The following is a 15077-nucleotide window of genomic DNA, read 5'->3' as shown; positions in this document are numbered from 1 at the left end:
CCCTCCAGCCCGAAGGTGTACGCCACCCGGCCCGACACCACACTCGCCGCGTTACCCGTGCCCCAGTGGCCCTCAAGCCCCTCAGACGCCCGCTCAAGCAGCGACAGATAGTCCTGTCCGTTGGTCCCGGCGAAGACACCGACCTGCTGACCCCGCAGGGCACCCGGGTCGATGCCCGCGCGCTCGAACGCCTCCCACGAGGTCTCCAGCAGCAACCGCTGCTGCGGGTCCATGGCGAGGGCCTCGCGCGGCGAAATCCCGAAGAACGCCGCGTCGAAGTCGGCAACGTCGTAGAGGAAACCGCCCTCACGCGCGTACGACGTCCCCTGTCGCTCCGGGTCCGGGTCATACAGCCCATCCAGGTCCCAGCCACGGTCGGACGGGAACTCCGCGATCGCGTCCCCACCCGACGACAGCAGCTCCCACAGCTCCTCGGGCGAACGCACCCCGCCCGGGAAACGGCAGCTCATCGCCACGATCGCGATCGGATCGTCAGCCACGGCAACCGTCGGCGCCACCACACCACCGGACACCGCCACGTCCGCGCCCAGCAGCTCGGTCCGCAGGTGATCGGCCAGGACGGCCGCGTTCGGGTAGTCGTAGATGAGCGTGGCGGACAGCTTCAGCCCGGTCGCCGCGTTCAGCCGGTTGCGGAGTTCAACGGCGGTCAGCGAGTCGAAGCCCAGCTCCTTGAAGGCACGCCCGCCCTCGACCGCCTCGGCCCCGCCATGCCCCAGCACCGACGCGACCTGCGCACGCACCAACTCCAGCAGCGTCTGCACGCGCTCGGTCTCCGTAAGACCGGACAGCCGCTCGGCCAGCGTCCCGGTCCCGGCGGTGGCGGCCGGACGCGGCGCACCCGCGCTCTCCGACACCGGACGCGCCGCAGGCAACTCGCCGAACAGCACGCTCGACCGCACGGCGGTGAACCCGCCGAGGAACCGGTCCCAGTCGATGTCCGCGACCGTCACGGCGACGTCATCGAGATCCAGCGCCCGCTGCAGCGCGGCGACGGCCGACTCGGGCGACATCGGCGGCACCCCGTCACGGCGCATCCGCCGCTCCAGCGCCTCGTCCGCAGCCATACCACCCTCGGCCCACGGGCCCCAGGCGATCGACGTGGCAGACAGCCCCTCAGCACGCCGACGCTCGGCCAGCGCGTCCAGATACGCATTGGCCGCCGCGTAGTTGCCCTGCCCGGCCGCGCCCACCGAACCGCTGATGGACGAGAAGAGCACAAACGCCGAAAGGTCCAGGTCACGCGTCAGCTCGTCCAGATGGAACGCGGCGTCGACCTTCGCCCGGAGCACCGAGGCGAACCGCTCGGGAGTGAGCGAATCCAGTACGCCGTCGTCCAGCACACCGGCCGCATGGACGACGGCGGTCAGCGGAAGCTCCGCCGGAAGCCCGGCCAGCAGCTCCGCGAGCGCGTCCCGGTCCGCCACATCACACGCGGCGACCGTCACCCGAGCACCGGAGGCGGCCAGCTCATCCCGCAGCTCCGCCGCACCCGGAGCCTCCAGCCCACGACGGCTGGTCAGCACCACATGCCCGGCGCCCTTGTCGATCAGCCAGCGGGCCACGTGCGCGCCCAGCGCACCCGTGCCGCCCGTCACCAGCGTCGTACCGGCACCCGGCATCCAGGAGCCGTCGACGGACGACGCGGTTGCCTGCACCAGTCGGCGTCCGAACACGCCCGACGCACGGACCGCGACCTGGTCCTCACCGCCGACCCCGGCCAGCACACCCGCCAGCCGCGCCAGCGCGCGCTCATCCACCGACTCCGGCAGATCGACCAGACCACCCCAGCGCTCCGGCAGCTCCAGCGCCGCCACCCGGCCCAGACCCCACACCTGCGCCTGCACCGGGCTGACCGCGCCATCAGAACGGCCCACGGCCACCGCACCCCGCGTGGCCACCCACAACGGCGCACCGACACCCGCATCGCCCAGGGCCTGCGTCAGCGCCGCCGTGGTCAGCAGCGCCTCACCCTCGGCGAGGGCCAGCAGAGACACCACACCGGTCACGGCCTGGTCACCAACAGCCGAGGCCAGCCGCGCCGCCACTGCGGCACGGTCCGCGTCGGCAGCCAGCTCGACCCGCGCCACGTCGACACCACGGTCGTTCAGCATCCCGACGACACCGACGACCCATGTGTCCTCGACCGACCCCGCCGGTACCGCCACGAGCCAACGGCCGCTCAGGGAAGCGGCAGCGCGGTCGGTGACCGGCTTCCACGACACCCGATAGCGCCAGCCGTCCACCGTCGAACGCTCCGACTGACGCCGTCGCCACGACGAAATCGAGGGCAACAGAGCTTCCAGCGCGCCATTGTCCTCCGCGCCGAGGCCCAACGTCGCGGTAAGCGACTCCAGATCCCCGCGCTCCACGGCCTCCCAGAAACGGGCGTCCACCGCGTCCAGCGCCGTGGCACCGGCGGTGGCGGTGGCGGTGGCCGTCGACACGTCCAGCCAGAAGCGGCTGCGCTGGAAGGCATACGTCGGCAGCTCCACGCGCCGCGCACCAGCCCCGGCGTAGAACGCCTCCCAGTCCACGGCCACACCACGGACCTGCAGCGTGGCGAGGGCAGCCGTCACCGACTCAGCCTCCACCCGCCCCTTGCGCAGCGCGGCCACGAACCCGGCATCCTCGCCGGACACACACTCCTGCGCCATCGCGGTGAGCACCCCATCGGGGCCCAGCTCCACGAACGTCGTCACGCCCTGCGCTTCCAACGTCCGCACACCATCCAGGAAACGCACGGCCTCGCGGACATGCCGCACCCAGAAGTCGGCAGACGCGATCTCCTCAGCGGAGACGACATCACCGGTCAGGTTCGACACGATCGGAATCCGCGGAGCCTCATACGTCAGCCCCTGCGCGACCTCACGGAACGCCTCCAGCATCCCGTCCATACGCGGCGAATGGAACGCGTGGCTCACCGCGAGCCGCTTCGTCTTACGACCCCGCGCCTCAAACGACGCCGCGACCTCAGCCACAGCATCGTCGTCACCCGCGATGACCACCGACGTGGGCCCGTTGAGGGCGGCAATGCTCACCCGCTCGCCGAGCAGCGGCAGCACCTCGTCTTCCGACGCCTGGACGGCGATCATCGCGCCACCGGCCGGAAGCTCCTGCATCAGACGCCCACGCGCGGCCACCAGCTTCGCAGCGTCCGCGAGCGACAGCACACCCGCCACATGCGCGGCAGCCAGCTCACCGATGGAGTGGCCGGAGAGGAAGTCGGGCCGCACGCCCCACGCCTCCACCAGCCGGAACAGCGCCACCTCCACCGCGAACAGCGCGGGCTGGGTGAAACCGGTCTGGTCCAGCGCCTCGGCGTCATCCCCGAACAGCACATCCCGCAGCGGCCGCTCAAGGTGCAGATCCAGATGCGCACACACCGCGTCCAAGGCATCCGCGAACACCGGGAAGGCGTCGTACAGCTCACGGCCCATCCCCAGCCGCTGGCTGCCCTGCCCCGTGAACAAGAACGCCACCTTGCCCTCAACCGCCGAGCCCTCGATCAGGCCCGGGGCAGACTCGCCCCGCTCCAGCCCGTCCAGGCCCGCGAGGAACGTCTCACGGTCAGTGGTGACGAGCGCCGCACGCTGTTCCAGCGTGGCGCGGCCGGTGGCAAGCGAGAAGGCGAGGTCGGTCGCGGTCAGTTCGGGATGGGCCCGGAGGTGGGCGGCCAGCTGAACGGCCTGGGCGCGCAGAGCCTGCCCGTCCTTCGCCGACAGCAGCCACGGCAGCGCCGTCAGCTCACGCGACGCGGGCTCCTCGGCCGGAGCGGCCGCAAGGGCCGGGACCGGGGCCTGCTCGATGATGGTGTGCGCGTTGGTGCCACTGATGCCGAACGAGGAGATACCGGCGCGGCGCAGGCGGCCGGTCTCCGGCCACTCCGTCTGCTCCGTCAGCAGCGACACCGCACCCGCCGACCAGTCGACGTGCGGCGACGGCTCATCCACATGCAGCGTCCGCGGCAGCACACCGTGCCGCATGGCCAGCACCATCTTGATGATGCCCGCGACACCAGCCGCCGCCTGCGTGTGCCCGATGTTCGACTTGATGGACCCCAGCCACAACGGCCGGTCCCCATCCCGCTCCTGCCCGTACGTGGCCAGCAGCGCCTGCGCCTCAATCGGGTCACCCAGCGTCGTACCCGTACCGTGCGCCTCGACCACATCCACGTCACCGGCCGACAGCCCCGCACCGGCCAGCGCCTGCCGGATGACGCGCTGCTGCGACGGACCGTTCGGCGCCGTCAGACCATTCGACGCGCCATCCTGGTTGATCGCCGAACCCCGCACGACCGCCAGCACCGGATGGCCGTTCTTCTCCGCGTCCGACAGCCGCTCCACGAGCAGCATGCCCGCGCCTTCGCCCCAGCCCGTGCCATCCGCACCGGCCGCGAAGGCCTTGATCCGACCATCGGCCGCCAGCCCGCGCTGACGGCTGAAGTCGATGAAGTTGTCGGGAGTGGACATCACCGTGACACCACCGGCCAGCGCCATCGAGCACTCACCACTCCGCAGCGCCTGCACCGCCATGTGCAGCGCGACCAGCGACGACGAACACGCAGTATCGACGGTGACGGCAGGCCCCTCAAGGCCGAAGGTGTAGGCCACCCGGCCCGACACCACGCTCGCCGCGTTGCCCGTGCCCAAGTGGCCCTCCAGGCCCTCGGGCGCCTGCATCAGCAGCGACAGGTAGTCCTGGCCGTTCGTCCCGGCGAAGACTCCGACCTGCTGGCCACGCACCGTGGCCGGGTCAATGCCTGCCCGCTCGAACGCCTCCCACGACGTTTCCAGCAGCAACCGCTGCTGCGGGTCCATGGCGAGGGCCTCGCGCGGCGAAATCCCGAAGAACGCCGCGTCGAAGTCCCCGGCGTCGTAGAGGAATCCACCCTCACGCGCGTACGACGTCCCCTGACGCTCCGGGTCCGGGTCGTACAGCCCGGCCAGGTCCCAGCCACGGTCGGACGGGAACTCCGCGATCGCGTCCCCACCCGCCGACAGCAGCTCCCACAGCTCCTCGGGCGAACGCACCCCGCCCGGGAAACGGCAGCTCATCGCCACGATCGCAATCGGATCGTCAGCCACGGCAACCGTCGGCGCCACCACACCACCGGACACCGCCGCATCCGCGCCCAGCAGCTCGGTCCGCAGGTGATCGGCCAGGACGGCCGCGTTCGGGTAGTCGTAGATGAGCGTGGCGGACAGCTTCAGCCCGGTCGCCGCGTTCAGCCGGTTGCGGAGTTCAACGGCGGTCAGCGAGTCGAAACCCAGCTCCTTGAAGGCACGCCCGCCCTCGACCGCCTCGGCCCCGCCATGCCCCAGCACCGACGCGACCTGCGCACGCACCAACTCCAGCAGCTCGCGGTCCTGTTCGGGCCTCGGGAGACCGCTCAGCCGCTCGCTGAGCGGCGAGGCGGAGTTGGCGTCGGTGACGACCTGTCCGCTCTCGGCGTCAGTCGCGCCACGCGTCCCGACCTCCGGAAGATCGGCGATCAGCGGGCTCGGCCGGACGACGGTGAGGGTGCGGGCGAAGCTCTCCCAGTCGATGTCCGCGACCGTCACGGCGACGTCATCGAGATCCAGCGCCCGCTGCAGCGCGGCGAGCGCCGATTCGGGCGCCATCGGCGGCACCCCGTCACGGCGCATCCGCCGCTCCAGCGCCTCGTCCGCAGCCATACCACCCTCGGCCCACGGGCCCCAGGCAATCGACGTGGCAGGCAGCCCCTCGGCACGCCGACGCTCGGCCAGCGCATCCAGATGCGCATTGGCCGCCGCATAGTTACCCTGCCCGGTCGTACCGACCGAACCGCTGAGGGACGAGAAGAGCACGAACGCCGAAAGATCCAGGTCACGCGTCAGCTCGTGGAGGTTCTGCGCGGAGGCAGCCTTGGCACGCAGCACCCGCTCCAAGCGCTCGGCGTCCAGCGCGTCCACCACACCGTCGTCCAGCACACCGGCGGCATGCACAACAGCGGTCAGCGGAAGCTCCGCCGGAAGCCCGGCCAGCAGCTCGGCGAGCGCGTCCCGGTCCGCCACATCACACGCGGCGACCGTCACCCGGGCACCCGACTCCACCAGCTCATCCCGCAGCTCCACCGCACCCGGAGCCTCCAGCCCACGACGGCTGGTCAGCACCACATGCCCGGCGCCCTGCGCCACCAGCCAGCGGGCCAGGTGCGCGCCCAGCGCACCCGTACCGCCCGTCACCAGCGTCGTACCGGCACCCGGCGTCCAGGAGCCGTCGACGGACGACGCGGACGCCGACGCCCGCACCAGCCGACGTCCGAACACGCCCGAGGCGCGCACCGCGACCTGGTCCTCACCACCGGCCCCGGCCAGCACACCCGCCAGCCGCGCCAGGGCACGATCATCCACCGACTCCGGCAGATCGACCAGACCACCCCAGCGCTCCGGCAGCTCCAGCGCCGCCACCCGGCCCAGACCCCACACCTGCGCCTGCACCGGGCTGACCGCCCCGTCCGAACGACCCACGGCCACCGCACCCCGCGTGGCCACCCACAGCGGCGCACCGACACCCGCGTCGCCCAAGGCCTGCGTCACAACAGCCGTACGCAGCAGACCATCGCCGTCGTCCGCCAGGGCCAGCAGCGACACCACACCCGTCACCGCGCCGTCGCCCACCACCGTACGCAGCTCATCCGCCGCCCCGGCCCGGTCCACAGCGTCCAGCTCGACCACGCACACATCAACGCCACGCCCGGCAAGCATCCGCGCCACACCCGCGGACCACTCGCCCCCGGCCTCACCCGCCGGGACGACCACCACCCAGCAACCACCCAACGCCCCAGCAACAGCCGACCGCTCGGTCACCGGCTTCCACGACACCCGGTAACGCCAGCCATCCGCCGCCGAACGCACAGCCTCCTGCCGCCGCCACGACGACAACGCAGGCAGCACCTCGCCCAACGGCAGCTCCGGGTCCACCTCCAACTCCGCAGCCAGCGCGGCTACATCCCCACGCTCCACGACATCCCAGAACCGCCCATCAACAGCAGATCCCGGCCCGGTCTCCGCCACCACAGCCGCCGGGGCCGGGGCGTCGGCCCAGTACCGCTGGCGCTGGAAGGCATACGTCGGCAGCTCGGCCGACTCGATCCGGGCGGCGCCCGCACCGGTGAAGACAGCCGTCCAGTCCGGCGTCACGCCCCGCACATGCGCCCGCGCGACGGCCGACAACAGCGCCTCGGCCTCGGGACGATCCTTGCGCAGCACGGCCGCGAACGCGGCGTCGTCGTCGCCGGTCACGCACTCCTGCGCCATGGCGGTGAGCACCCCATCGGGGCCCAGCTCGACGAAGGTCGTCACGCCCTGCGCTTCCAACGTCCGTATGCCATCCAGGAAGCGAACGGCCTCGCGGACATGCCGCACCCAGAAGTCAGCGGTCGCGATCTCCTCGGCGGAGACGACATCCCCGGTAAGGTTCGACACGATCGGGATGCGCGGAGCCTCGTACGAAAGACCCTCCGCGACCTCACGGAACGCCTCCAGCATCCCGTCCATGCGCGGCGAGTGGAACGCGTGGCTCACCGCGAGCCGCTTGGTCTTACGACCCCGCTCCTCGAACGACGCCGCGACCTCCACCACAGCGTCCTCGTCACCCGCGATGACCACGGACGACGGGCCGTTGAGGGCGGCAATGCTCACCCGCTCACCGAGCAGCGGCGCCACCTCGTCTTCCGACGCCTGCACCGCGATCATCGCGCCACCGGCCGGAAGCTCCTGCATCAGACGCCCACGCGCGGCCACCAGCGTGCACGCATCCGCAAGCGACAGCACACCCGCCACATGCGCGGCAGCCAACTCACCAATGGAGTGCCCGGACAGGAAGTCCGCCTTCACACCCCATGCCTCGACGAGACGGAACAGCGCCACCTCGATGGCGAACAGCGCGGGCTGGGTGAACCGGGTCTGGTCCAGCGCCTCGGCGTCATCCCCGAACAGCACATCCCGCAGCGGCCGCTCAAGGTGCAGATCCAGATGCGCACACACCGCGTCCAAGGCATCCGCGAACACCGGGAAGGCGTCGTACAGCTCACGGCCCATCCCCAGCCGCTGGCTGCCCTGCCCCGTGAACAGGAACGCCACCTTGCCCTCGGCAACCGTCCCCTCGACCACTCCCGACGCGGACTCGCCCGCTGCCAGAGCGTCAAGCGTCCGCAGCAGCTCGTCGCGGTCACCAACGCTGAGCACCGCACGCCGCTCCAGAGCGGCACGACCGACAGCCAGGGCGTGAGCGACATCGAGCAGCACCGACTCCGGCCGCGTCTCGATGTGCGTGCGCAGACGCACGGCCTGCTCCCGCAGCGCCTCGGCGTTCTTCGCCGACAGCACGAACGGCAGCACACCCCCGAGACCACGCGGCTCGGCCACCCCACCCGGCTCATCGACCGGCGGCGCCTGCTCGATGATGGTGTGCGCGTTGGTACCGCTGATACCGAACGCGGACACGCCCGCGCGGCGCGGACCGCCGGTCTCCGGCCACTCCACCCGCTCCGTCAGCAGCGACACCGAACCCGCCGACCAGTCGACGTGCGGCGACGGCTGATCCACATGCAGCGTCTGCGGCAACACACCGTGCCGCATGGCCAGCACCATCTTGATGATGCCCGCGACACCAGCCGCCGCCTGCGTGTGCCCGATGTTCGACTTGATAGACCCCAGCCACAACGGCTGGTCGGACCGGTCACGTCCGTACGTGGCCAGCAGCGCCTGCGCCTCGATCGGGTCGCCCAGCGTCGTCCCCGTACCGTGGGCTTCCACCGCATCCACGTCAGCGGGCGACAGCCCCGCACCGGCCAGCGCCTGCCGGATGACGCGCTGCTGCGACGGACCGTTCGGCGCCGTCAGACCATTCGACGCGCCATCCTGGTTGATCGCCGAACCCCGCACGACCGCCAGCACCGGATGGCCGTTGCGCCGCGCGTCCGACAGCCGCTCCACCAGCAGCATGCCCGCGCCCTCACCCCAACCGGTGCCATCCGCACCGGCCGCGAAGGCCTTGATCCGACCGTCCGCGGCCAGTCCGCGCTGACGGCTGAAGTCGATGAAGTTGTCGGGAGTGGACATCACCGTGACACCACCGGCCAGCGCCATCGAGCACTCACCGCTCCGCAGCGCCTGCACCGCCATGTGCAGCGCCACCAGCGACGACGAACACGCGGTGTCCACCGTCACCGCCGGGCCCTCCAGCCCGAAGGTGTACGCCACCCGGCCCGACACCACACTCGCCGCGTTACCCGTGCCCCAGTGGCCCTCAAGCCCCTCAGACGCCCGCTCGAGCGACAGGTAGTCCTGTCCGTTGGTCCCGGCGAAGACACCGACCTGCTGGCCACGCACCGTGGCCGGGTCAATGCCTGCCCGCTCGAACGCCTCCCACGAGGTCTCCAGCAGCAACCGCTGCTGCGGATCCATCGCAAGGGCTTCCCTCGGCGAGATCCCGAAGAACGCCGCGTCGAAGTCGGCAACGTCGTAAAGGAATCCACCCTCACGCGTGTACGACGTCCCCTGACGGCCCGGCTCCGGGTCATACAGCCCGGCCAGGTCCCAGCCACGGTCGGACGGGAACTCCGCGATCGCGTCCCCACCCGACGACAGCAGCTGCCACAGCTCCTCGGGTGAACGCACCCCGCCCGGGAAACGGCAGCTCATCGCCACGATCGCGATCGGATCGTCAGCCACAGCAACCGTCGGCGCCACCACACCACCGGACACCGCCACGTCCACGCCCAGCAGCTCGGTCCGCAGATAGTCCGCGAGAGCCGACGCCGTCGGGTAGTCGAAGATCAAGGTCGCGGGAAGCTGGACACCCGTCGCCGCGTTCAGCCGGTTGCGGAGTTCGACGGCGGTGAGCGAGTCGAAGCCCAGCTCGCTGAAGGCCCGCTCGACCCCGATCGACTCCGAACCGTCATGGCCCAGTACCGCGGCCACCTGGCTACGGACCACATCCAGCAGCAACCGGTCCCGCTCAGCCTCACCCAGCCCAGCCAGCCGCCCGGCCAGCCCGCCACCGTCAGACGCGCCACCGGTGTCCTGCCCCGACTGCGCCACGCCCGCGAACTCCGCGAAGTCCGCGATCAGGCGGCTCGGCCGTACGGCAGTGAAGTCCGGTGCGAACCGGGCCCAGTCGATGTCCGCGACAGCCACCGCCGCGTCGTCCAGGTCCAGCGCCCGCTGGAGAGCGGCAACCGCCACCTCGGCATCCATCGGCGGCAGACCGCCACGGCGCAGCCGCTGCTCCAGACCGTCGTCCGCGGCCATGCCGCCCTCGGCCCACGGGCCCCAGGCGATCGACGTGGCAGGCAGCCCCTCAGCACGCCGGCGCTCAGCCAACGCGTCCAACGAGGCATTGGCGGCAGCGTAGTTGCCCTGTCCGGCGGCACCGAACGTGCCACTGATCGAGGAGAACAGCACGAACGCCGACAGATCCAGCCCACGCGTCAGCTCATCGAGATGCGCCGCCGCGGCCACCTTCACCCGCAGCACAGTCGCAAAGCGCTCCGGGGTGAGCGAGTCCAGCACCCCGTCGTCCAGCACACCCGCCGTGTGGAACACACCGGTCAGCGGCAGTTCCTCCGGCAGGGAGGCCAACAGCTCCGCAAGCGCATCGCGGTCGGCCACATCACACGCGGCCACCGTCACCCGAGCGCCCGACGCCGACAGCTCATCCCGCAGCTCCACCGCACCCGGAGCCTCCAGCCCACGACGGCTGGTCAGCACCACATGTTCGGCGCCCTGCGCCACCAGCCAGCGAGCCACGCGCGCACCCAGCGCACCCGTACCGCCCGTGACCAGCACAGACCCCGCGCCCGGACGCCACGAGCCACCCGACGACGCGGACACCGAAGCACGCACCAGCCGACGCCCGAAGACACCCGACGCACGGACCGCGACCTGGTCCTCACCGCCGACCCCGGCCAGCACCTCCGCCAGCCGCGCCACCGCGCGCTCATCAGCCGTCTCCGGCAGATCGACCAAACCACCCCAGCGCTCGGGCAGCTCCAGCGCCGCCGCCAGGCCCACGCCCCACAGCTGCGCCTGATCCGGGATGACCGCCCCGCCGTCCGAACGGCCCACAGCCACCGCGCCCCGCGTGGCCACCCACAGCGGCGCACCGACGCCCGCATCGCCGAGCGCCTGGGTCAGCGCGACCGTACGCAGCAGCGCGTCACCCTCGGCGAGGGCCAGCAGGGACACCACACCGGTCACGTCGTCGCCGGTCGCAACGGCGTCGGTCAGCTGTGCGGCCACCGCCGCCCGGTCCTCGTCGGCGGTCAGCTCGACCCGCGCCACGTCGACACCACGGTCGTTCAGCATCCCGACGACCCCGGCGACCCACGCGGACCCCGTTGCCTCAGCCGGTACGACGACCAGCCAACGGCCGCTCAGGGAAGCGGTAGCGCGGTCGGTGACCGGCTTCCACGACACCCGGTAACGCCAGCCGTCCACCGTCGAACGCTCCGACTGCCGCCGCCGCCACAGCGACATCGACGGCAGCAGCGCCTCCAGCGCCTCGTTGTCCTCGGCGCCAAGACCCAGCGTCGCGGTGAGCGACTCCAGATCCCCGCGCTCCACCGCCTCCCAGAAACGGGCGTCCACCGCGTCCAGCGCCGTGGCGCCGGACGTGGCGGTGGCCGTCGACACGTCCAGCCAGTAGCGACGGCGCTGGAAGGCATATGTCGGCAGCTCCACCCGCCGCGCACCGGCCCCGGCGTAGAACGCCTCCCAGTCCACGGCCACGCCCCGGACCTGCAACGCGGCAAGAGCACCGGCCAGCGAAACGGCCTCCGAACGCCCCTCACGCAGAACGGCGGCGAAAGCCGTCGCGTCGCCCTCGGTGAGACAGTCCTGCCCCATCGCGGACAGCACACCATCCGGGCCCAGTTCGAGACAGGTGGTCACACCCTGAGCCTCGAGAGTGCGCACACCATCGAGGAAGCGCACAGCCTCGCGGACATGCCGCACCCAGAAGTCGGCAGACGTGATCTCCTCAGCGGAGACGACATCCCCGGTCAGGTTGGACACGATCGGAATGCGCGGGGCCTCATACGACAGCCCCTCCGCGACCTCGCGGAACGCGTCCAGCATCCCGTCCATACGCGGCGAGTGGAACGCGTGGCTCACCGTCAGCCGCTTGGTCTTACGACCCCGCTCCTCGAACGACGCCGCGACCTCCACCACGGCGTCCTCGTCACCCGCGATGACCACCGACGTGGGCCCGTTGAGGGCGGCAATGCTCACACCCCCACCGAGCAGCGGCACCACTTCCTCTTCCGACGCCTGGACGGCGACCATCGCGCCACCCGCCGGAAGCTCCTGCATCAACCGCCCACGCGCCGCCACCAACGCAGCGGCATCCGCAAGCGACAACACACCCGCCACATGCGCGGCAGCCAACTCACCAATCGAATGCCCGGACAAGAAGTCGGGCCGCACACCCCACGCCTCCACCAGCCGGAACAGCGCCACCTCCACCGCGAACAACGCGGGCTGAGTGAACCCCGTCTGGTCCAGAACCCCCGCATCGTCCCCGAACAGCACCGTCTTCAACGGCCGCTCAAGATGCCCGTCCAGCGCGTCGCACACCGCGTCCAGCGCCTCAGCGAACACCGGGTAGGCCTCGTACAGCTCACGACCCATCCCCAGCCGCTGGCTCCCCTGCCCCGTGAACAGGAAGGCGAGCTTTCCCGCGACCGGCGAACCCTGCACCACACCCGTGGCCGGTTCACCGGAAGCCAACGCCTCCAGAGCGCGCAGGAAGCCCTCACGACCATCGGCCACCAGCACCGCACGGTCCTCAAACGCGGTACGCCCGGTGGCCAGCGTGTAGCCGATGTCGGCGAGGTCGGCGAGATCGTCCGTCTCGTCGGCGACGCTCAGCCGGTCGCGCAGACGGCGGGCCTGGTCACGCAGCGCCTCCTGGCCCATGGCCGACAGCGGCCACGGCAGCACACCGCCGGAGGCCTCCGGCTCGGACACCGTCACCGGGGCCTCGATCGCCGGGGCCTGCTCGATGATGGTGTGCGCGTTGGTGCCACTGATGCCGAACGACGACACACCCGCACGGCGCGGACGGCCCTCGATCTCAGGCCACTCCCGCGCCTCCGTGAGCAGCGAGACGGCGCCCTCCGCCCAGTCGACCTGCGAGGACGGCGCGTCGACGTGGAGGGTCTGCGGCAGCACACCGTGCCGCATGGCCATCACCATCTTGATGATGCCCGCGACACCAGCCGCCGCCTGCGTGTGCCCGATGTTCGACTTGATGGACCCCAACCACAGCGGCTGATCCCCATCCCGGTCGCGTCCGTACGTGGCCAGCAGCGCCTGCGCCTCGATCGGGTCGCCCAGCGTCGTACCCGTACCGTGCGCCTCCACGGCGTCCACATCGCCAACCGAGAGACCGGCAGCGGCCAGCGCCTGCCGGATGACGCGCTGCTGCGACGGACCATTCGGCGCCGTCAGACCATTGGACGCACCGTCCTGGTTGATCGCCGAGCCCCGCACGACCGCCAGCACCGGGTGCCCATGGCGACGGGCGTCCGACAGCCGCTCCACGAGCAGCATGCCCGCGCCCTCGCCCCAGCCCGTGCCATCCGCACCAGCCGCGAACGACTTGCACCGGCCATCAGCCGCCAGGCCGCGCTGACGGCTGAAGTCCACGAACGTCTCGGGCGTGGCCATCACCGCCACACCACCGGCCAGCGCCATCGAGCACTCACCGCTCCGCAGCGCCTGGATGGCCAGGTGCAGCGCCACCAACGACGACGAACACGCCGTGTCCACGGTCACCGCCGGGCCCTCAAGCCCGAAGGTGTACGCCACCCGCCCGGAGGCAATGCTGCCCGCGTTGCCCGTGCCGATGTAGCCCTCGACACCCTCGGGAATCTCGCCCGTACCGACGAGGTAGTCGTGGTACATGACGCCCGCGAAGACACCGGTCTGGCTGCCGCGCACGGTCGACGGGTCGATACCCGCACGTTCGAAGGCCTCCCACGATGTCTCCAGCAGCAACCGCTGCTGCGGATCCATCGCAAGGGCCTCGCGCGGCGAAATCCCGAAGAACGCCGGGTCGAAGTCGGCGGCGTCGTGCAGGAAACCGCCCTCGCGGGTGTACGACGTACCCGTGTGGTCGGGGTCCGGGTTGTAGAGGCCGTCCAGGTCCCAGCCGCGATCGGCAGGGAAGCCGGAGATGCCGTCACCACCGGCCGCGACGAGGTCCCACAGGTCCTCGGGCGTGCTCACACCGCCCGGGAAGCGGCAGCTCATCCCGACGATCACGATCGGGTCGTCGTCCACCGCCGACACCACACCCGTACGCCCGATGGCTGCGGGTGCCAGGGCCTCCTCGGCGCCCAGCAGCTCGTCTCGCAGATAACCGGCGAGGGCGGTCGGGGTCGGGTAGTCGAAGACCAGCGTGGCCGGAAGCCTCAGCCCCGTGACCGTCTTCAGATCATTGCGCAGCTCGACCGCGGTGAGCGAGTCAAAGCCCAGCTCCCTGAACGCCCGTCCGGGCTCCACCGCCTCCGGACCCGCGTAACCCAGCACCGCCGCGACCCGCGCGCACACCAACTCCAGCAGCTCACGGTCCCGTTCGGGCCGCGCGAGCCCGGCCAGGCGCCGCACGAGCGTGGAGCCGTCGGCGGTGGCGGCCGCAGTGGCCGCCCGCCGGACCGGGGCCCGCACCAGGCCACGGAACAGGGGCGGAACCACACCCGTCCCCACAGCCTCAGAACGCAGCCCCGCGTAGTCGATCCGCATCGGGAACAACACCGCCGCGCCATCGGCGCGCGCCGCGTCGAAGAGGGCAAGCCCCTCATCAGCGGTGATCGGGGCGCCGCCGCCCCGCGCGATACGCCGCAGACCCACCTCATCCAGCCCGCTGCCCATACCCGCGCCAGCCCACAGGCCCCAGGCCAGAGCGGTGGCCGGGAGCCCCTGCGCCACGCGCTGCTGAGCAAGCGCCTCAAGGAAGGAGTTGGCCGCGGCGTAGCTCGCCTGCCCCGGTGCCCCGAACACGGCCGCCGCACCGGAGAACAGCAC

General features: G+C 71.4%; 1 protein-coding gene. It reads right to left on the bottom strand.

Annotation, left to right across the window (positions count from 1 at the left end):
• A partial coding sequence (locus ACZ6CL_RS41810) for a type I polyketide synthase (RefSeq protein WP_468946539.1) occupies window positions 1–15077 on the bottom strand: 15077 nt, incomplete at both ends.

Source organism: Streptomyces sp. NPDC041200 (assembly GCF_055591805.1).
This window is presented reverse-complemented; position numbering and strand designations above follow the sequence as displayed.